This is a genomic window from Bacillus cereus group sp. BfR-BA-01330 (assembly GCF_022663885.1).
GTDB classification, from domain to species: domain Bacteria; phylum Bacillota; class Bacilli; order Bacillales; family Bacillaceae_G; genus Bacillus_A; species Bacillus_A cereus.
On sequence record NZ_JAKUGK010000001.1, the window covers coordinates 545,359 to 565,396 of the forward strand.

A 20,038-nucleotide genomic window follows, 5' to 3' on the forward strand; every position below is an offset into this window, starting at 1 on the left:
TATTTTCATCTCCATTATTAAGACTAGAAGAACTGTTTTTCATCCTGATTGTTTATGGTACTAATCAGTCCGGTATCAAAGTTATATCGCACAATGAAACTTTGACCACTAGCATTGCCACGATTTTTTATAACCTGTACTTTAAAGGTAGTTTCATTTATTTTGATAATAGATATACCTTTGCTAGCATCTTGAAAAATTGCATAAGTTTCCCCGATATCTTCACCAGTCATCGTGCTATCATTTAGACTTTTTTTTATTCTTTTAGCAGACTCTCTGTTAGCTTGTGCTACTACATAACCTGGAATTCCTGTTCCTAAAATCATTTCACGTACTGCTGCTGATATATCAAATAATCTTTGTCTTAAATCCCCAAAATTATTATTGGAGCTATTTAAACGTACTTTGGATAATTGATCTAAAACAAAGCGAGTATGTCCTTCAGACTCAAGGATGCGTTGTATTTCAGTAACTGTATAGGGGCGACCACCATTTTTTTGAATATCATAGATGACCATATCTTTTTGCTTTTTCCTTAGTTGATCTAAAAAGAAGATATAACGGTCTTTTTGTTCAGCTGACATAGTACCACGTTGTATGCCTAGATTTGATACACCAGCCAGGACATGATCCCAATTTCGGGCAATTTCTTCGGCACGTTGTTCTAAAGCAAAGTAGGCAGGGAAATCCCACTCGATATTACTATTCCAAGCGGACATTAACATAAATGAGGATATTAATGTTTTGCCCATATTAGATGGTGCGAAAACAAGAAAATAATCAGTTTCTTGCCCATCACTTACTAATCCATTAGTCACTAAATCTAATGTTTTAAAGCCTGTAGTCGCTCCTAAAATTTCATTTTCATCTCTACCATGAATTGATAAGTATTTACTCTTACGTGTATCCGCCATTCCAGTATATGAGTATCCTTTGTTGTCAATATTCGTAAGTTTTAACATATTCGTGGCATTTAATTTAATATCTAAAATAGCTTCTACAGTTTTCTTTTCAGCGACAAGGTTTGCTGCTTTTTGAAGAAAGGGCTTGAATTTTCTATGTAACCAATCTTCTTTAAGAGCATCTACTACAAATTCTGTTTTTTCTAATTCGACCATTTCAAATTCTTCAAATATATTCATTACGGTTTCTATTGTTGGAAGTTGTTTTTGTAATTTTTTAAAATTTTTAATGTAATTAAAAATATCTTTATGTATAGGAAAATGTTCTTCATCAAGGCCATTTTTATCAATTGAAGACCAATCTCTGTTTTCTAATATATGGTTTAATAGTTGTAATTCTTCAATGGATGGCATAATATAGACTCCTTTTCATCTAATCTCGACATAATAATCGATGTGATAATGGAAATAGTTGCGATTTTTTTAATAACAAAACGCGGAACTTATGTTCGTTTTTAGGGTGAAAAATTAGAACTTATGTTCTTCTGTGGTTTAAAATAAAACGTATGTTCTATTTTTAGCGAAAAATAAAAGAACTTATGTTCGTTTTTGGGGCGTAAAAGAATAGAAGATTAAACCAGAACCCTAATGGAATAAAGCATCTTACTATCCAAAACAGATATTGCTGCTTTATTATGTTCTGATTAACTTCTTTTGTTTTACAGATATTTATATATATAAGGATTTAATGTATTTCTACTCAATTCATAAGCTGAAAATTTAATCATGTAAATTAGTATACTATGGAAATATATTAATTGTAATACTATTTTTACATATTTATCATATTATTGTTAAATGGATTCTAGAAAGACCCCGTTACATGACGAGATCTTTATATAATTGGCTTCAGAATATAACTTTTTTCTTGTCTTCTATCACGACCTCCTAATTGATATACAACAGTATTAAATAACATACGAGATGTAATAATATCCCCAAGACAATTCTCTTGTTCTAATTGTTGGAGTGTAAGATTAGAAGTGAAAAATGTTGATTTTTTGTTTTCTTTACGAAAATCAATTACATCATAAGTAAAATCCTTAATATAATTTGTAAATCTCCCATTTCCTATATCATCAAGTATTAGTAGGGGAACCGTCTTCATGAGTTTTACTTGTTGTAAAACTCTTTGTGTGAAATCTTCATCATTTAATTGATAAATTTGCCGTAGATCATTTGCCCATGAACCATACTTAATATAGAGTACAAGCGGAGACTCAAAATTAAATAAAGAAGGATTCATTACTGATTTAAATATATATTCCATTGCAAAGGCTATAGCAGTATATGATTTACCAGTTCCTTTTTGTGGATGTATAAAAGCAAGATTATTTCCATTCTTAACGATTTCCTCTATTGAATTAAAAGTATCTATAATGTAGTCTTTGTACATTCTGTTATCCGTGTCTATTAAGAAATTTTTTTTATTTGCATTTTGATATTCTAAAGGAATTTGAGAAAGCTTTAAAGCTTGATTAAGTAAGATATAACCGCTACACTCAGGATTTATTGTATAATCCTGTGGCAGGGGAGTAGTACCATTTCTACGTTGGCACCAATCTCTAACAACACATTGTGTACAAGTAACATAAGGTTCATTCAATATTCACACCACCTATTATCCTATAAATTATTTATATGATTTTATAATTTCAAAACTGTTATAGAATAGATTGATTTTTAAATATAAAATTACTAGTCAATACTTCAATATTTAATTCTTTTTTTTCTAAAACATGAAGGAATAAAGCATTTAAGTAATTTATTGTATTTGGCTGAATCTCCATATGATGTAATGAATATTTATTTTGATTAAGAAAAGACAATATTGAATTCTTACATTTCATAATATCCTTCCAACCATATTTTTTTGCAAGTGTATCTATTACTTCCCATATTATTTCTGATACTTTTAGGAGTGGAATTTTATCACATTCTATTATGTAGTATCGATTACTTTTTCCACGACCTGGGACCTCTTTTTTTATAAATCCTTTTTCAACTAATTCATTAATATAACGAATAATTGTATTTATTGAGCAGGAGCAAGATATAGACAATCTATAAATACTTGGGAATGCAAATTCTCCTTTTTTATAAATGTAATTCAAAATGTTAGAATACACCAATTTTGCGTGAGTACTTAGACCAATACAGTGAGCTACCATGCTAGGAATGCTTATATGCCCTTTGTTGTATGAGCTATTGTATATAAATTCTCTTTCTTTTGAATTTGGCATCATTTTATACAATTAAAACACCTCTTTCTATTATAAGTATCGTTTTATATGCTGAAAAAGTTGAGGGGAATTTTAAGGAAATAAAAAATAATTCTACATTCAGATAAAAAATAATCCAATTTACCTATAATACTATTAAATAAAATCCAATAAACACGTAGTTTTTTAATAATGGAAAGCTTTAATTGTTTATATTCTTGCGTAGTTTGGGTTTGATTATAAAGAGCAATTATAAAGCGGGTATTACAATTTGAATAGTTTAGAGGTGATGATATGAAGAGTAATTGGAAATCTCATCCGATTTGTGAATTGGGAGATCAAATTGGAAAAGCTATTATGCTTACATGTAAAGAAAATGCATATATTGGTGGTTTAAAAGACATCACTGAAAAATTCATTATGATTGAAGTTGGTGAGGGGATGGTTATTGCTGTGGACCGCACTGTATTAAATGATGAATCAATAGAACTACATGTTGTGGGAGGCTAAAAGATTGTCTGATTTTGTTATAAGTGAAAATACGCGTAATAGCATTAGTACTATTAATGCTCCTAGACCAAAACTAGATCCCCGAGATCCTAATATTGGGAAAGTAGCACTGGTTAAAGAAGGGGCATATAAGGGTCTAAAAGGTATAATATATCCACCTACTAAGGAATTGAAATATGATGGAGAGTTTGTAAAAGGATTTACAGGGCATTATGAAGTAGAAAAACTTTATCATGTAATGTTCTTTTTTGAAGATGGTACATTTTTTTGTGCAATGGAGACAGATTTAATGGATTTAGAGGTAGAAGGGGGTATATTCATTATTGATGACGGAGATGGAACTGTTGCAAAACCCTATGGATGTGGTGAAAGATTATATACGTCGGTTCCAGAAATTTATCATGAATTACCTTTAAATAAATCAGGTTATATCATTATCAATACCTACCAAAGCAGGCGGGTAGATTCTGTATTTAAAGTGTTTTGGATTAACGATCTGACTACACCAATAGGGCAAACTCATACACGCGTGCATGGAGTAGTTTTTAATAGTCCACATGATATAATATTTTATTATGATCCCAGGTATAACCCAAATAAAATAGTCATTAAGAATGATTATATAGGAAATTGGTATCATAAAGTCAATTGTCTTACAGAACTTGATGGCTCAATATTTAAGCCGTATACCTGTGGGACTAATATTGTTCTTAATAGTCCCATAGATATGAAAAAGTGTTTTTTTCAACTAATTGAACGTACAGGGGAAGTTGAAGTTGTATATAAATACTTGGGAGATCCTAAAAGTGAGGCTTCATTAGAAGTGTTTTGGCAGAATGAAGTCATAGGGAAAGTAAACACTAAGGAAAAAAATTTTGAGGAGAAAAGCATTATCTTTAGTGTAGATGAAATCAAAATGTTTAATCCTCAGGTAAGAGTTACAGTACATGGACACTGGGAAGTGAAAGTAAAATGTCCGGTAAATAAGGGGATATCAAAGTTAAGAGAAAAGAATTTTTGAGTACTAGTGGTATGGGTTCGTTAAAAGTTGAACTGACCCCAGAAAGTTTGACAAGTCGTTTCATTAGGCAGCTTTTAGGGCATGAGTTCGATATTGTACCGGGCTCATGCCTTTTAATTTTGCCTTAATTCGTTTGTGATTATAATAATCGATATATTTTTCAAATTCTTATTTAAAATGTTCTATGCTTTCAAAATCTTTTAGATAAAGAAATTCAGATTTCATAATACCAAAGAAACTTTCAATAATCGCATTATCGTAACATCTTTGATACAAGTGAATAGGTTGGTCTTGAATCAATTGTATAAGCGATTATCTCTCAATTAAATAGATCTAACATCGGTGATAAGTAGAGCTTCTCGCCGCATAATTTAAATTCTGTTATGTCTGTAACTCATTTTTCGTTTGGCTTTTTAGCCTTAAAGTTACGTTCTAAAATATTTGGCGTAATCTTACCTACTTTCCCTTTATAAGAGCGATATTTTTTCATACGAACTAGGCTCTTTAAACCTAACTTTTTCACAATTCGTTGAACTTTTTTAAATAAGCATTCTCCATACGCAAACGCTCCAATTCAGCTTGTAATGCTTCTACTGACTCTTCTGTTTGTGTTTGTTTCTTAATTGATTTTTGATTGTCCTTAGTCATAGGCTGACGCCCTTTTTTCTTAGATTTAAGGGCGTCTACTCCTTTTTGACGTAGCTGAATACGCCATTTTCTAATAAGTCCAGATGAAGAAATATTAAAAATAACTGCCGTTTCGTTTGGAGACGTCCCATTTTCGAACATATAATTTAGTAAGCCTAGTTTATACTGTACAAAATACGTTGTATAGCCTTTTTCAAATGCTCGGATTCCATGATATTCAAATTGTTTTATACATATTCGAACCACGTCGTGATTCGCTCTCAATGAGTTCGCAATATCTTTTATACTCTCACTTCCATCTTGATAATGTATTGCTGCATTCATTTTGTTTTCTGAAGTAAATTTAGTTATAAAAAAACTACACCTCCAATTGTTAGACTGTGTCTAACAATTGGAGGTGTAGTTCATAAGAAGTAACCTGTTTTTATTTATATATTAAAAAATCGGCGGAGTAACAGAAAATAAGACTACCGCATTTTTCTCAAAATGATTCACCCATTTATGCTTTAAATAAGCAGGTATCTTTACACTGTCGCCAGTTTCTAATACGTATTCTTCCTCATTTAAATATAATGTGATTTTCCCATCTAAGACAAATGCTAATTCTTCTCCTTTATGTTCTAGCACATTTTCTGATGAAGCTGTATTAGGCGGGACGGTCATAATTGCTGTTGCTAAATTTCCAGTGAAATCAGGTGAAAGCATTTCATATGATAAATTATCAATAATCATTTTCTTTCGTTTATGGGAACGTACAATTAAATCGTCTGTATTTGTATCTTCAAGTAAAAAGCTAAATGTTGGCACATCAAGAGCTTTAGCAAGCACTTTTAATGTTTGGATAGAAGGGTTAGCGGACCCGCGCTCAATTTGACTTAACATTGATGGTGTAATATCGGCCATCTTTGCTAGTTCTTTACTAGTTAAACCTTTTTCTTTTCTTTGTTTTTCAATTTTTTTACCAATATCTATATTTTCCATAATGAAAATCTCCTTAATAATTATTAAATTATATTTAAATAAATTAAATTAAAATTAACTTAATGGGATTATTTGTGTTAAACTATATTAAAATTAATTTAATTATAATTTATTGTATGGTGAGCTACAAGGATATAAGGAGGAAACAAAATGAAAGAAATAGGGGCATTACAAGCAGAATATCCATTAGTGAATAAGCTTATTGCAACAGAAGAAGTATTTTGGATAAATCCAAACATAGAAAAGTATGAAACAGCAATAAAAGATTCACCACTTAATGAAGAGAATGTAAAAGATGCGGAAGAGAGATTAAAGCGTTTTGCACCATATATTGCGAAAGTTTTTCCTGAAACGAAAGGGGCGAACGGCATAATCGAATCACCTTTAGTGAAAATACCTTCTATGAAAGAAGCTTTAGAGAGAAAATATGAGCAACCTATTTTAGGAGAATTATTATTAAAATGTGATAGTCATCTTCCAATATCAGGATCAATTAAAGCTAGGGGCGGCATTTATGAAGTGTTGAAACATGCTGAGCAACTAGCATTGCAGCACGGAATGGTAACAGAAGAAGATAATTATTCCGTTTTAGATAGTGATACATGTAGAGAGTTTTTCTCGAAATATTCAATTGCAGTAGGTTCTACAGGGAATTTAGGACTTAGCATAGGGATTATGAGTGCGAATCTAGGTTTTAATGTAACTGTTCATATGTCAGCAGACGCAAAAGAATGGAAGAAAGATTTATTAAGAAGTAAAGGTGTAAACGTTATTGAATATGAAGATGATTATAGCAAAGCAGTAGAAGAAGGAAGAAGACAAGCGGATGCGGATCCTAGCTGTTATTTTGTAGACGATGAAAACTCGCATGATTTATTTTTAGGATACGCAGTAGCAGCATCACGATTACAAAAGCAATTAGAAGAGTTAGAGGTTGTAGTAGATGAAAATCATCCTTTATTTGTTTATCTTCCGTGCGGAGTAGGAGGAGGACCTGGCGGAGTAGCATTCGGTTTAAAGTTATTGTATAAAGATAATGTTCATTGTTACTTTGCAGAGCCAACACATTCTCCTTGTATGTTACTCGGCTTAATGACAGGCCTTCATGACAAAATTTCCGTTCAAGATATCGGAATTGATAATGTAACAGATGCGGATGGACTTGCGGTAGGAAGGCCATCTGGATTTGTCGGTAAAACGATGGAACCATTTTTGAGTGGGAATTACACAGTAAGCGATGAAGAGTTATATAGATTGTTAAAAGAGCTAGCTGATACGGAGAATATTTATTTAGAGCCTTCTGCACTAGCAGGTATGATAGGGCCAGTCAAAGTATGTAAAGAAGATGAGTATTTACAAAAGCTACAGTTAACAGAGAAGGTGAAAAAAGGTACTCATATTGTGTGGGGAACGGGTGGAAGTATGGTTCCAAAAGATATAATGGATGAATATTATAGGAAAGGTTTGGAATTAACGATATAAGAAAAATGAGGCTAGTTGTAGCCTCATTTTTTCATGTACATAAAAATCTTTGTTATTTTCACAATAGTTCTTTATAGTATATATAAAGGATAACTAATATTGAATAAATACAACAAAAAGCTTTATTTTACATAATAAGAGGATGTGTATACGATGTCATTACAGACTAAATATATAGCGGGTATTTCGCTTGGGGTTATGGGTGTAGGCTTTGCGGCTTCTATCCCTTTTCAAGGAACGATAGCTGGAGAGATTATACAAGGGGGATTTGAAGCTGGGTTAGTTGGCGGGCTTGCAGATTGGTTCGCAGTTACAGCATTATTCCGTCACCCGATGGGAATTCCAATTCCGCATACAGCTTTGTTACCTAAAAACCGTAAACGAGTAACGAAAGGGCTCATCAATACGTTAGAAAATGAGTGGCTAACGAAAGAAAGTATTACGAATAAAGTAAAAGAAATGCAGCTAGCACAAATGGTGCTACAAATTGCAGAGAGAGAAATACAGTCTGATGCTGTGAAAAAAGGCATTGTAACGATTGCTGAGAAGGCGATTGTTTCAATCGATACAGAAAAATTAGCGGTTATTATTGAAAAAGAATTAAAGACGTATTTACATACAATTAATACAAGTAACATCTTACAAGTGCTTGTTGATCAATTAGTTGTGCAAGAATATGATGAGAAGACACTTGATTACATTTTAGTAAAAGTGAAAGATTGGACAGCGCAAGATGAAGCACGCTACCAGCTTGGAAGTTTAGGTATGAAGGCGATGGAAAATATAAAAGTAGATGGATTCTTACAGTTTACATTGAAATCGTTTATGAATATTGTAGATGAAGATAAAATTGGCGGCATTTTGCAGAAGTTTATTATTAGCAATATTAACAGCTTACAAGATGCAGATAATAGTACGAGACAACTTATATTAGTGAAAATTCGTCAAGAAATTATAAATGTAAAAGAAAATGAAGCGTTACTACAAGAATTAGAAAATTGGAAAGAAAAATGGATTGCCAATTGGAATGCTACTGACAAAATAAAAGAGATGCTAGAGCAAGTACAGCAAAGAGCAGTTGCTTTTGTAAATAATGAAGAATTTGCTGATAAATATGTTATTCCATTTTTACAAAAACAAATGAATAAAATAAAAGAAGATGAACAGACAGTTCAAAAAATAGAAGATTGGTTACAAAAACAAGTTGTAAGTCTTGTTGAGAAGAACCATTCGAAAATTGGTAAGCTTGTACAAGAAAACCTTGATAAGTTAGATGATAAGACGTTAATCGAAATGATTGAAAATAACGTCGGTAAAGATTTACAGTGGATCCGAGTAAACGGGGCTGTTTGCGGATTTATGATTGGATTAGTGTTAGAAGGAATTAAAGCGATTATATGAGAAAAACCTTCCGCAATTGCGGAAGGTTTTTTATTTTTCGAGAACACTCATATTCAAATTATAAGCTTTCTCAATATTTAACTTGTACGTCCCATTTCCAGTTTTAATCGAATTTTTATACCAATGTTCTTGGTTGTTTAATTCTGGATGTTCTTCTGAAGAAGTATTTTCGTTTTTCGTTAAATCTTCTACTTGTTCCCAAGGTGTACTTCCATGTGTTTCTTTTTGATTCGTTACTGCTGTTAAAGATACATCACTTTCTTTTGCAAGATGGACAGACACTCTTGAGCTTTCCTGTACAAACCAATTATTTTGTAATTGACCTGGATAAAGAGATAGTTCGTTATTTGAAGCACGGATTTCCACATTTTTATTTTGTGGAAGAACAAGCGTTGGTTTCACCTGTGGTGCTGAATTAAATAACGTATGCTGAACAGGTAATGATTTTAAAGTGATATACATCGTTTCTCCAGCCGTTTGAACTGAAAGGAAATCATCTCGTTTTAAATTGAGTTTTTCATTTGCTTTCGTTGTCATTTCATAAGTTCCCAAAAGATGAATTTGATTTGTATTATTTCCCTCTATCGTTAGAGGTTGATGTCCTGCATCTACTACGATTTTTTTGATAGATTCAGGTATATCAAATTGTCCATCTGGAATATTACTCGTTTGCCTCGTTGTGTTAATAGAGTGACGAACTTCTTCTAGTAATCCAGTTGATAATAAACAGTAAAAAGCAATTCCGACGCTTCCTAAAACACCGATAAAGAAAATACTAAAAATATCATATTTAATAAATGATTGTTCCTTCTTAGAAAATAGAAGGTATAGTAAAACTTCGGCTCCAAGTATGATAAGTAAAACTGGCCACCATGCAGTTAGTGTATCTAATACTTGAATTCCTTTTACGACTGAAAATAGTAAAAAGCATCCTAACGATATAATAGAAAGCCCCATTGAGAATGTTCCAACACGCCAAGTCCTCATTCGCTTGTCCCACCTTTGTTTTCTTTATTTCCAAGTAACAATTTAAAGCCGCCGCCAATTAAAAGGAGCGCAACGATAGATGTTTGGAAATAGCGATAATATAGTTCACTAAGATGAATATTAAATATAGTTGCAAAATAATCATTCAAAATAGGAAGGACTGTTTGATTTAATAAATAATAACCACCGAGTGTAATTAATCCGATACCGATCCATCTTTGATGATTTATAAAATAATCGATAATGGGTTCGTCTTGAACTCGTTCTTTTCCGTATTTTGCTGTTTGCTGTAACGCATCAAAAAAGCTATAGAACCAAATGATTGGTACTAAAAATAAAAATGCAGAAAGTCTTAATAAGTCGAGTAAATAAATAGATAGTAAGAAGGCTGCCATAAGCTGAAGACCACGGCGTTGTAAGCCTAAATACATATGACCTGCTCCAGGGAACATCGCTAAAATAGAAGCAAATGTTTTACTTTTCTTTCCCTGCTCTTGATGTTCTTCAAAATCTTCGAAAATAGTACGGTCAATTAATTGCTCGTCGCGTTCTTTTTTCTGTAGTTGCTGAACAACGTCAAAGAAATTATAAATCCATAAAACAGGTAACGTAATAAGGAAGATAAGGAAACTTCCTTGAGATGTTAATAAAGTCACAAATATAATCATGCTGCCTAAGCCAGCGCAAGCGACTAAAAACGTAAGACCGCGTTGCATAAGTCCTAATTGGAAATGGCCAAGTCCAGGGATGATAGATAGGAGAATGATATAAAATCGTTCGCTCTCTTTAGAGGAATTTATCAATTCTCCAGCTTCTTGTTTTTTCGTTTGTTTTATAATGGTGATAACTAAATCTAGTAAGTTAATTGCCCATAGAACGGCTAGTAAAAATAGAGAAAGAAAAGCAATATCACGTTCTCTTACTACTATGGTACAAAATACTGCAAAGGAGAATAGAAATAAAGATCCTCCGCTATATAAAATAAACCGTCCTAGCTTTTTTAAGTATAAATGTCCAAGCCCAGGAATTAGCCCTAATACAAGTGCTAAAAAGGGATTTTTATTCATGCTTTGAACCTCCGTCCTTTTTGGATGTGTCTACCGATTTGTTTACAATTTGTTGTGAAATAGAAGACTCGTTATGTTTTGAAGATTTCTCGAAATTTGATGTCGCTGTAAAAATATATTGGAATAAACCACTTACCATAAAAATAATTGTAGCCGCAGTCGCAATTATGTAATGAATGATTGTGCGCTTTAGTGAGTTTGTTTTTATATTTTTATTAGACTGTAGTGTTTCAAAATTAATTTGCGTCATAACTTCGTTCGTAAATGAATCATCATTTATCATTGGAAGGTTTTCATGTTGTTCATCAATACTTTCCATATAAAGTGCTAAACAATCATCACATTCATAAAGATGTTCTTCCATAGATTCACGTTCATTGCTTTCTATAAAATCTAATGTATAATTGCGCCAATCTTCTTTTGAATAATGCATCATAGAAACTCTTCCTCCTTCCAATGTTTTTTAATCCATTTTCGTGCCCGATACAGTTTCATTTCGACTGTTTTTACTTCGATGTTTTCCTGTAAAGCAATTTCTTGATAACTTTTTTCTTCTAAGTAATGTGCGAGAACGACGTCACGGTAATTTTCGGGAAGTTCTCTCAGTTTTTGAGCAATGAGTAATTTCTGCTCTTTCGTCAATAATAAAGCCTCAATATTATGAGAGGACTTTATATTTTCCTCAGCTTCTTTACATAAGGAGAGTTCTTCACTTTCTCTAGCTTTCTTCCTCTTATAATCAATAGCGTGATTGGTGGCAATACGCGCCATCCACGTTTTTAATCCGCGAAATTGATAATTTGGGAGAGAGGTGTGAATTTTTACGAATACTTCTTGTGTAACATCTTTCGCATCTTCTTCATGTCTTAAAATAGAAAAGATAACTTGAAAAATATAATGACGATATGTTTGTACAAGGATACGAAAAGCATGCTCGCTTCCTTGCTGTGCTTTTTCAATTAATTGTTTTTCCTCAATGGGTCTCTCCCTCCTTTTTGACGCATTCTATTATATAGACGTAAAGAATGATAAGTCACCCTACACATATTGTAAAAAAAGAATAATATATTTTTTGCAGGAGAGCTAGATGAAAAAAGGTGTGAAAAAATGGTAAAGAGAAGTATATAATGAGCAAGTAGGAAATGTTACACGGAGAAAGGATGTGAATGTTAGTAGGGGAAGGGCCATACTAACAAACATGAAAATTAAAATATTAATAGCGGATGATAACTCTTTTATTAGAGAGGGCATGAAAATTATTTTAAATACATACGAAGAGTTCGAAGTAGTAGATACTGTAAATGATGGGGAAGAAGCTGTAGCATATTGTAAAAAGCATGAAGTTGATATTGCTCTTTTAGATGTTCGCATGCCAAATATGAACGGGGTAGAGGCGACGAAGTTCATTTGTGAAGAGACGAAAACAAAACCGCTTATTTTAACGACGTTTGATGATGATGAATATATTTTGGATGCAGTAAAAAACGGAGCGAAAGGTTATTTGTTAAAAAATAACGATCCGGAGCGTATTCGTGATGCGATAAAAGGAGTATATAACGGTCAAACTGTTATGCAAGATGTTGTCCTCGATAAAATTAAGTCTAATTTAATGGAAAGTAAAGAGGAAGAATGTAAAATTGATAAGAGCCTTTTCACAGAAAGGGAGCTTAGTATTATCGCATTAATTGCAAAAGGTTTCTCGAATAAAGAAATTTCGAAACAGCTTTTTATATCTGAAGGAACAATTGCAAATTATATTACGTCAGTTTTAGGGAAAACTGGACTTGAACATCGCACACAAATTGCGATTTATTACTTAACAGGGAAAGTAGATTAGTGATATGGAATTTTGGCTAACTGTAAGTAAATTAATTGTCTTTTTATATATTGTGTTTAGTTATATTTACGCAAATGTAGTAAATTTACCTTGGGTTATATTTACTTTACTTATTTACCTCTCTGTAAACGTAATGATTTCTATATTTAAAAAAGATACGTATAAAAAATTATTAATCTGTATGTCAATTGGCATAATTATGTTATTTACATGGAGGGTTCATCCATTTTTTATTTTGTTTTTACCTTTGAACTTATACGAAATTACATTCCATTACATAGAAAAGAATTGGCCACGCTTTGTTGTTATGATGCTCCCAATTACGATTGCAGATGAAAGTATTCGAATGACTTATGGATTAATTGTTGCATTTTCTTTTCTCGTTTTAACTATAGCAGATCGATATATATCGCGTGTAGTAAAGCTTGAATCGCAAAATGATAAGATGCGAAAAGATATGCAACGACTTACGAAAAGCTTACATGAAAATAAAGAGTACATAAGACAATCTGAATACACATTTAAGCTAGAAGAGAGAAATCGGTTATCGCAAGAAATTCATGATAAAATTGGTCACTCGATGACGGGTGCACTTATTCAAATGGAAGCAGCAAAAAGGTTAATGGAAATAGATAAAGAAAAATCTGCGGAGTTATTACAAAATGCAATTCACATTTCAAAAGATGGAATTGAAAGTATTCGCATTACATTAAAAAATATGAAGCCTCCAACTGAGCAAATTGGCATTCATCGTATGAAATTATTCATAGAGGAATTTGCCGGTAAGAATGATGTGAATATTCCTTTTGTATACAAAGGGAACTTAGATATGATTTCTCCCATTCAGTGGAAAATTATCGGTGAGAATGTTACAGAAGCACTAACAAATGCAATGAAATATGCTGATGCGACAGTTATTTCTATAGATATTCATGTGCTTAACAAGATGGTTAAGGTGCAAGTGAAGGATAACGGAAAAGGGGTAGCTCTTGTTAAAAAAGGTCTCGGTATTATGGGGATGGAGGAGCGAACGGCGTCTGTAAACGGAAAAATTATTGTAGATGGGACAAGTGGTTTTTCAGTAACGATGTTGTTGCCAATATAAAGAGAATGGTACGAGGATGAACCATCTCATATGAAAAAAGTGAATATTCTCATGTGAAAAGAATGAACTTCTGCACTGAGCAGGTTCATTCTTTTTGTTTATACTAAAAGCAGAGAAACCGAAATAGGGGTGAAAATGATGAATACATTAGAAATTAAAAATTTAACGAAAAAATTTGGTGATTTCATCGCAGTTGATAATATGTCTTTATCTATTAAAGAAGGAGAAATATTTGGCTTTTTAGGATCAAATGGTGCTGGTAAGAGTACAACGATAAATATGATTGCTGGTTTGTTAAGAAGTAATGAAGGTGAGATTAGCATACTAGGAAAAAATATAAAGAAACATAATCGATTTGCGAAAATGAATATCGGTATTGTTCCGCAAGATATTGCGATTTATGAAGAGTTAACTGCCTATGAAAATGTGAAATTCTTTGCTGGATTGTACGGGTTACGAGGAGCCGAATTAAAAGCTAGGGTAGAGGAAGCTCTTAAATTTGTAGGACTTAGTGATAAACAGAAAAGCTATCCGAAGAACTTTTCTGGTGGGATGAAGCGAAGACTGAATATCGCTTGTGCAATTGCTCATAGACCGAAGTTAATTATTATGGATGAGCCGACAGTTGGAATTGATCCACAGTCAAGAAACTACATTTTGCAGTCAGTACGTAAATTAAATGAAATGGGAAGTACAATTATTTATACGAGTCACTACATGGAAGAGGTAGAAGAGATTTGTACGAAAATAGCGATAGTAGATCACGGTAAAGTAATTGCAGAAGGTACGAAAGAACAGTTAAAAGCAATTATTACTGACACGAAAGATATTTGGATTGAAGTGAAATCGGTAGAGAATTTAGATGTAGAAAAATTAAAAGAGATAAACGGTGTGAAAGCAGTTCAAATTGAAGAAAACGTAATTAAAGTGAATTCTGATGCGGGATTAAATAATTTAAATAAAATCATTCAACACTGTATCAATCATGATATTGAAATTCGTTCATTAGAGGAGCAGGCTCCCAACTTAGAAACAGTATTTCTTACCTTAACCGGAAGAAACTTACGAGATAAATAAAAGGTAAATGAAGAAAAGGTAAAGGGAGGTTCATCAATTGAACATCTTCAATATTGCAATTATGCACATTAAAAGAGAATTTAGAGACGTAAGAACTTTAGTTTTTATGTTAGCATTTCCGATTGTACTTATGCTTGTGTTAGGAACAGCGTTAAGTAATGCATTTAATAGCGATAGTCATACTATTAAAGATATACAAGTGATATACAAAGATGAAGCAAATGGTACGTTTTCTCAATCATTTGAAGCATTTGCAAAAGAAGTAAGTAAATCTGGTATTCACTTTAAGAAAGTTTCTGAAGAGATAGATGGAAAAGAAAAAGTAAAACAAAACAAATACGCTGCGTATGTAGAATTGAATAAGGACGGGGTAAAGTTTTACGGAAGTGATAGAAGTAGTATTGAAAGTAGCATAGTTGAAGGAATGATGACTACATTTGTTGATAAGTACAATGTAGTAGTTGAGATTGAGAAAGTAGACCCTAGTAAAATTAGCACAATAATTCCGAATGGAGAACGTAATGAGTATATTAAAGAAACGGCATTACAAGCGACTAAAAAACCAGGTTCTATGGATTACTATGCAATTGTAATGACAACGATGGTTGCTTTGTATGGTGCGATGGGAGCAAGTAATTTAATTAGAGGCGAACGAATACGTAAAACAGGAGATCGTCTCATTGCTGCACCTATAACGAAAGCGGAAATTTTTATCGGGAAAATATTGGGTAATATGGTGGCGAATGCACTGTGCATACTACTTGTCGTTTTATTTAGTAAATTTGTTTTTCAAGCTAACTGGGGCGATCATCTTGGAGTTGTCTTACTTATTTTACTAACAGAAGTCCTTTTAGCAACTAGCTTCGGCCTCGGCATCGGATATATTACAAAAACAGGTGAAGCATCTAGAGCAATTATTTTAGTTATCGTACAACTAGCTTCTATTTTTGGCGGGGCATACTTCGTAGTAGAAGAAAATTTCATTACGAATTTATCACCATTAACGTGGGCAAACACTGCCGTTATGAAAATTATTTATGCAAATGATGTAGGGGCGGCACTACCAGTCATCTCTTTAAATATCGGAATCTCAGCACTCTTTTTATTCATATCGATTATCGCATTACGCAGACGGGAGGGGCTATAGTATGAAAGATATTTTATGGCTTATGCAAAAAACATTATCAGTCCTTTTGAAAAATAAAAAAGGGTTACTCATTATTATTAGCTTGCCGATAATAGGAACGTTAATCTCCTTTTCAATATATGGAAATGCGGGGCAAGGGACGTTAAATATCGGAGTTATAAATAAAGAAAATGAGTCGATAGCAAATGATACGGTGAAATTTTTAGAAGAAATCAATCATGTAAAAGTAAGTAAAGTGAAAGAATCTGAAGTAGAAGATAAACTCACTTCAAAAAAACTTGATGGAGTGATTACGTTACAGTCTGGTTTTTCAGAAAGTGTCCGAGAAGGAAAATCAAGCAATATTGAAATTTCATCGATTAAAGGTGATCAAGTAACAGCGTTTATTAAGTCATATTTGTACAATTATATTGATAATGTAGCAGCGATAAGTAAAGTAGCAGGAACAGATCAAAGTGCATTTGATACGATGTACGCAGGATATCAAAAAAGTTCATTTAAAGTGAAGACTGAGACGTTAGAAGATACTTCGAAAAATAAAGATATGACGAACCAAACCATGGGTTATCTTATTATGTTTATGTTATTTTCAGCAGTGAACTTATCAGGCTATATTTTAAAAGAAAAAGAGAATAGAACGTACTTTAGATTATTATCCACGCCGATAGATGGAAAGAAATTTATATTATCTAACGTCGGGGTAAATATGATTATATTAACAGTACAAATTATGATTACAATCCTATTCTTAACGAATGTTTTTCATACGAATATCAATATGCCCTTCATCGTTACGGTTGGTGTACTGATGATATTTGCTTTAATAGCGATTGGAATGTCGTTAGTAATTGTTGCTTTTTCAAAAAACTCATCATCGGCAAATGCGATGCAAAACATGGTCATTGTACCAACATGCTTACTAGCGGGTTGTTATTTCCCATATGACATTATGCCAAGTGCAGTACAAAAAGTAGCTAATTTTCTTCCACAGCGCTGGTTGTTAGACACAGTATCGAAACTACAACAAGGAATACCATTCTCGGAGTTGTATTTAAACATTTTAATTTTATTCGCTTTCGCAATTGCATTCTTCTTAATTGCGATTTATAAGTTTGGAAGAAATAATGATGCGAGAAATTTTGTTTAATGTGAAAAGGATGTGACGTTAAGTCACATCCTTTTTTGTATGAAGCATGAAATCTAAATTTGAATGACAAAATAGAAAGGTGGAAAGAAAATGATCGGAAGGAAATCAAAATGATTAAAAAAATATTGCGAGTTACTTCTATTGCTATTGCTATTTTCGTTTTTATTTTAATTTGGGTTCATATTGACGTTACACTCGGAAGAAAAATGGAAGCCGGGAAAAACATGCCGACAGAGTATGCGCCTCATTATAGTGACTTTCAATTATATGTAGAAGGGAAGTCTTTTTATAAACAATTATTTACTGATATAAGAGAAGCGAAAAGCTCCATTTACACGTATTTCTTCATTTTGTCGGATGATAAAAGTAGCCATACTTTTTTAAACTTATTAAAAGAGAAGGCAAAAGAAGGGGTAAACGTCTATTTATCCGTTGATCGCATTAATGATTTATCATTTGAAAGAAAGATGAAAAATGAATTGCAGGAAAATGGTGTGCATTTTACATATAGTAGAAAACCTGAATTACCATTCGGCTTTTATTCTCTTCATCATCGTAATCATCGCCGTATTACGACGATTGATGGGGAGATTGGCTATACAGGCGGATTTAATATAGGAGATGAGTACTTAGGGAAAGATAAGCGATTTGGATATTGGCGTGATTATCATGTACGACTTAAAGGAGAAGGAGCAAAAGATTTAGAACAGCAATTCGCTTTAGACTGGAAACGAGATACGAAAGAAGAGATAAAGAGAAGTACGAATAAAGCTAGTAAAGGGAATACATTACATACTATGACTAGTTACAATGGGCATTACGTTGCTGAAAAATATATAGAGCTCATAAAACAAGCTCAGCACTCCATTGTAATTGCAACACCGTATTTTATAGCGAAAAATAAAGAATCTATGAATGCTTTAATCGCGGCGCAAAAGCGTGGTGTTACAGTAAAAATACTTTGGTCATATAAACCGGATCTACCTCTTATAAAAGAAGCGGCGTATCCATACATACGTCAAGCTGTTAATAATGGGATTACTGTATATGGTTATAAAAAAGGAATGTTCCATGGTAAATTAATGCTTATTGATAATGAATTAACCGTTATTGGTACAACAAACTTTACTTCGCGTAGCTTCAATATAAATGATGAAATGAATTTTTATATTTATGGTGGTCCTATTGTAGGACAAGTTAATAAGGCGTTAACAGAGGATTTTCATGATTCGAAAGAAATGACGAAAGAGTTTTTTGAAAAGTTATCTTTTTGGGAGCGTTGTAAGGAGAAAGTGGCGGGATTGGTTGACTTCTATTTGTGAGGATGAATTAGGAAAGGGTGCCTACAAAAGGCACCCTTTTTTGGTGGGAAATCATTATTTTTCATGCACCAGCATCGTAACATCATCATTAATCAACGTCCCCACATGTTCGCCTAAACATATTTTCTTCATGACACCAGGCTCATCAAAGTTAAAGACGTGTGCTGGTAAATTGTAGTCCCGGGCAAGCAGTAATGCCGCTTGATCCATGACTTGTATATTTTGTCTAACGACATCATTATAGTTTAGTTTGCTGTACATTTTTGCTGATTTATTATGCTTTGGATCACTTGTAAAGACGCCATCGACCCCTTGTTTTGCGACTAATATGGCATCACTATTCATCTCGATGGCTCTTTGTACACTTGGATAATCTGTCGTCACGAACGGTTGGCCGTTTCCGCCTCCAAAGATAACGATATAACCGTTATCTAAATGGTGGACTGCACGCAAGCGAATGTATGGTTCAGCTACTGCATTAAATGGAATGGAAGTCATAACGCGTACTTCTCTATTTGTTTTACTTGTTAAAACACCGCGAAGCATTAAGCTGTTAATGATTGTACCTAACGTACCGATATTATCAGCTTCTACTCGATCGATTCCCCATTCTTCAGCTAGATGCCCCCTAAAAATGTTACCGCCACCGATGACGATGGATACTTCTATACCTAAATCAACAATGGATAAAATTTCGTTTGCGATATGTTCTAATCGTTTGGAGTTAAAGCTATTTCCAGTTTGATCGGCAAGTGCACCGCCGCTTAATTTAATTAAAACACGTTTATATGGTCTCATAACAATTCCCCCTATATAGATCGCAATAAAAAAGGAACAAAGGCGAATGCCTTTGTTCCTTTTTAAGAAAATGAAAAAGAAAAGAAGAAGATAGAACGAATTGCTTTGTATAGTTTTTCATAACATCCACTCCTTTTCATTTTGATTTGTTGTAAGTATATATCTTTTTGATTATACGCAATAATCTGATTGCTTATCAAGTTTATTTTATCGTTTTTTAACAAAATGGTGTCAATGAAAAAAAGAAGAAAAATATTTGAATTTTTTGTGACGAACTTGTAGGTTTTTGTATGATTTTGTAGGTTCGCTTATAAGATGTGTGAG

Annotated in this window: 20 protein-coding genes and 1 pseudogene; 10 read left to right on the plus strand and 11 right to left on the minus strand. The window is 32.9% G+C overall.

All coding sequences use genetic code 11. The annotated features are described in order from the left end of the window. Positions 1–23: 23 nt before the first annotated feature. From MR112_RS02875 to MR112_RS02885, 3 genes are all read right to left on the minus strand, one after another. Positions 24–1,316, minus strand: coding sequence for a DnaB-like helicase C-terminal domain-containing protein (locus tag MR112_RS02875; protein WP_046392597.1), 1,293 nt, complete (start codon positions 1,314–1,316; stop codon positions 24–26). A 481-nt stretch (positions 1,317–1,797) separates the two neighbouring features. Continuing rightward, on the minus strand, positions 1,798–2,568 hold the full coding sequence (locus MR112_RS02880; RefSeq protein ID WP_046392598.1) for an ATP-binding protein: 771 nt from the start codon (positions 2,566–2,568) through the stop codon (positions 1,798–1,800). Between the two features lie 58 nt (positions 2,569–2,626). Further along, on the minus strand, positions 2,627–3,208 hold the full coding sequence (locus MR112_RS02885; RefSeq protein ID WP_242244843.1) for a helix-turn-helix domain-containing protein: 582 nt from the start codon (positions 3,206–3,208) through the stop codon (positions 2,627–2,629). 270 nt (positions 3,209–3,478) lie between these two features. Here MR112_RS02885 and MR112_RS02890 point away from each other — a divergent pair, with 270 nt between their 5' ends. Then, positions 3,479–3,694 carry a hypothetical protein gene (locus MR112_RS02890; protein WP_000841662.1) on the plus strand — a complete coding sequence of 72 codons (216 nt, stop codon included), beginning with the start codon at positions 3,479–3,481 and terminating at the stop codon, positions 3,692–3,694. A 4-nt stretch (positions 3,695–3,698) separates the two neighbouring features. After that, the gene (locus tag MR112_RS02895) at positions 3,699–4,715 is read left to right on the plus strand and encodes a hypothetical protein (protein ID WP_098583024.1); all 1,017 of its coding nucleotides are present in this window, start codon (positions 3,699–3,701) and stop codon (positions 4,713–4,715) included. A gap of 63 nt (positions 4,716–4,778) precedes the next feature. Here the strand turns inward: MR112_RS02895 and MR112_RS29030 are convergent. The 3 genes and pseudogenes from MR112_RS29030 to MR112_RS02905 all read right to left on the minus strand — a co-directional run. Next, positions 4,779–5,256, minus strand: a pseudogene (locus MR112_RS29030) (IS3 family transposase); the annotation flags it as partial. Continuing rightward, positions 5,235–5,687 (minus strand): hypothetical protein, encoded by a 453-nt coding sequence (locus MR112_RS29035; protein ID WP_472926398.1) that lies wholly within the window; start codon positions 5,685–5,687, stop codon positions 5,235–5,237. The gene MR112_RS29035 and the pseudogene MR112_RS29030, both read right to left, overlap by 22 nt. Before the next feature lie 111 nt (positions 5,688–5,798). After that, complete coding sequence (locus MR112_RS02905) at positions 5,799–6,344, minus strand: helix-turn-helix domain-containing protein (protein WP_000427638.1); 546 nt, start codon at positions 6,342–6,344, stop codon at positions 5,799–5,801. Between the two features lie 150 nt (positions 6,345–6,494). On the opposite strand from MR112_RS02905, the gene MR112_RS02910 reads away from it, so the two are divergent. After that, on the plus strand, positions 6,495–7,826 hold the full coding sequence (locus MR112_RS02910) for a D-serine ammonia-lyase (protein WP_098214196.1): 1,332 nt from the start codon (positions 6,495–6,497) through the stop codon (positions 7,824–7,826). Positions 7,827–7,979: 153 nt separating this feature from the next. Beyond that, a complete protein-coding gene (locus tag MR112_RS02915) occupies positions 7,980–9,227 on the plus strand; it encodes a DUF445 domain-containing protein (protein WP_000058295.1) in 1,248 nt (415 codons plus the stop codon). Between the two features lie 30 nt (positions 9,228–9,257). On the opposite strand, the gene exsE is transcribed toward MR112_RS02915, so the two are convergent. From exsE to MR112_RS02935, 4 genes are read right to left on the minus strand one after another with little or no spacing between them, the layout of a single operon-like run. Beyond that, entirely contained in the window at positions 9,258–10,214 is a 957-nt protein-coding gene (gene exsE / locus MR112_RS02920; RefSeq protein ID WP_001261427.1) for an exosporium protein ExsE, read from the minus strand. Beyond that, positions 10,211–11,281, minus strand: coding sequence for a hypothetical protein (locus tag MR112_RS02925; protein ID WP_001039112.1), 1,071 nt, complete (start codon positions 11,279–11,281; stop codon positions 10,211–10,213). The genes exsE and MR112_RS02925 overlap by 4 nt, the downstream gene beginning before the upstream one ends. Then, positions 11,274–11,717, minus strand: coding sequence for a hypothetical protein (locus MR112_RS02930; RefSeq protein WP_000972344.1), 444 nt, complete (start codon positions 11,715–11,717; stop codon positions 11,274–11,276). The genes MR112_RS02925 and MR112_RS02930 overlap by 8 nt, the downstream gene beginning before the upstream one ends. Beyond that, positions 11,714–12,259 carry an RNA polymerase sigma factor gene (locus MR112_RS02935; protein ID WP_256737415.1) on the minus strand — a complete coding sequence of 182 codons (546 nt, stop codon included), beginning with the start codon at positions 12,257–12,259 and terminating at the stop codon, positions 11,714–11,716. Before MR112_RS02935 ends, MR112_RS02930 begins: the two co-directional genes overlap by 4 nt. A gap of 220 nt (positions 12,260–12,479) precedes the next feature. Between MR112_RS02935 and MR112_RS02940 the strand changes: the two genes are divergently transcribed. The 6 genes from MR112_RS02940 (at position 12,480) to cls (ending at position 18,916) form a co-directional block, all read left to right on the plus strand. Next, positions 12,480–13,118 carry a response regulator transcription factor gene (locus MR112_RS02940; RefSeq protein ID WP_000694093.1) on the plus strand — a complete coding sequence of 213 codons (639 nt, stop codon included), beginning with the start codon at positions 12,480–12,482 and terminating at the stop codon, positions 13,116–13,118. Positions 13,119–13,122: 4 nt separating this feature from the next. Next, a complete protein-coding gene (locus tag MR112_RS02945; RefSeq protein ID WP_000397690.1) occupies positions 13,123–14,223 on the plus strand; it encodes a sensor histidine kinase in 1,101 nt (366 codons plus the stop codon). Between the two features lie 138 nt (positions 14,224–14,361). Then, positions 14,362–15,300: an ABC transporter ATP-binding protein gene (locus MR112_RS02950; RefSeq protein WP_001093804.1), complete on the plus strand. Its 939-nt coding sequence runs from the start codon at positions 14,362–14,364 to the stop codon at positions 15,298–15,300. A gap of 37 nt (positions 15,301–15,337) precedes the next feature. Beyond that, positions 15,338–16,447: an ABC transporter permease gene (locus MR112_RS02955; protein ID WP_242244771.1), complete on the plus strand. Its 1,110-nt coding sequence runs from the start codon at positions 15,338–15,340 to the stop codon at positions 16,445–16,447. A gap of 1 nt (position 16,448) precedes the next feature. Next, a complete protein-coding gene (locus MR112_RS02960) occupies positions 16,449–17,594 on the plus strand; it encodes an ABC transporter permease (RefSeq protein ID WP_242244772.1) in 1,146 nt (381 codons plus the stop codon). A 110-nt stretch (positions 17,595–17,704) separates the two neighbouring features. Beyond that, positions 17,705–18,916 (plus strand): cardiolipin synthase, encoded by a 1,212-nt coding sequence (gene cls, locus MR112_RS02965; protein WP_000591898.1) that lies wholly within the window; start codon positions 17,705–17,707, stop codon positions 18,914–18,916. A 54-nt stretch (positions 18,917–18,970) separates the two neighbouring features. Here cls and pyrH read toward each other — a convergent pair whose 3' ends face one another. Continuing rightward, positions 18,971–19,714: a UMP kinase gene (pyrH, locus tag MR112_RS02970; protein ID WP_001248059.1), complete on the minus strand. Its 744-nt coding sequence runs from the start codon at positions 19,712–19,714 to the stop codon at positions 18,971–18,973. Between the last annotated feature and the right edge of the window lie 324 nt (positions 19,715–20,038).

Bases quoted from the DNA above. Each gene is read 5' to 3' on its own strand.
- MR112_RS02940 (WP_000694093.1), top strand. From the start codon at position 12,480: ATGAAAATTAAAATATTAATAGCGGATGATAACTCTTTTATTAGAGAG.
- MR112_RS02875 (WP_046392597.1), bottom strand. From the start codon at position 1,316: ATGCCATCCATTGAAGAATTACAACTATTAAACCATATATTAGAAAAC.
- MR112_RS02910 (WP_098214196.1), top strand. From the start codon at position 6,495: ATGAAAGAAATAGGGGCATTACAAGCAGAATATCCATTAGTGAATAAG.
- MR112_RS29035 (WP_472926398.1), bottom strand. From the start codon at position 5,687: ATGAATGCAGCAATACATTATCAAGATGGAAGTGAGAGTATAAAAGAT.
- pyrH (WP_001248059.1), bottom strand. From the start codon at position 19,714: ATGAGACCATATAAACGTGTTTTAATTAAATTAAGCGGCGGTGCACTT.
- MR112_RS02950 (WP_001093804.1), top strand. From the start codon at position 14,362: ATGAATACATTAGAAATTAAAAATTTAACGAAAAAATTTGGTGATTTC.
- MR112_RS02925 (WP_001039112.1), bottom strand. From the start codon at position 11,281: ATGAATAAAAATCCCTTTTTAGCACTTGTATTAGGGCTAATTCCTGGG.
- MR112_RS02930 (WP_000972344.1), bottom strand. From the start codon at position 11,717: ATGATGCATTATTCAAAAGAAGATTGGCGCAATTATACATTAGATTTT.
- MR112_RS02885 (WP_242244843.1), bottom strand. From the start codon at position 3,208: ATGATGCCAAATTCAAAAGAAAGAGAATTTATATACAATAGCTCATAC.
- MR112_RS02915 (WP_000058295.1), top strand. From the start codon at position 7,980: ATGTCATTACAGACTAAATATATAGCGGGTATTTCGCTTGGGGTTATG.
- cls (WP_000591898.1), top strand. From the start codon at position 17,705: ATGATTAAAAAAATATTGCGAGTTACTTCTATTGCTATTGCTATTTTC.
- exsE (WP_001261427.1), bottom strand. From the start codon at position 10,214: ATGAGGACTTGGCGTGTTGGAACATTCTCAATGGGGCTTTCTATTATA.
- MR112_RS02905 (WP_000427638.1), bottom strand. From the start codon at position 6,344: ATGGAAAATATAGATATTGGTAAAAAAATTGAAAAACAAAGAAAAGAA.
- MR112_RS02945 (WP_000397690.1), top strand. From the start codon at position 13,123: ATGGAATTTTGGCTAACTGTAAGTAAATTAATTGTCTTTTTATATATT.
- MR112_RS02890 (WP_000841662.1), top strand. From the start codon at position 3,479: ATGAAGAGTAATTGGAAATCTCATCCGATTTGTGAATTGGGAGATCAA.
- MR112_RS02960 (WP_242244772.1), top strand. From the start codon at position 16,449: ATGAAAGATATTTTATGGCTTATGCAAAAAACATTATCAGTCCTTTTG.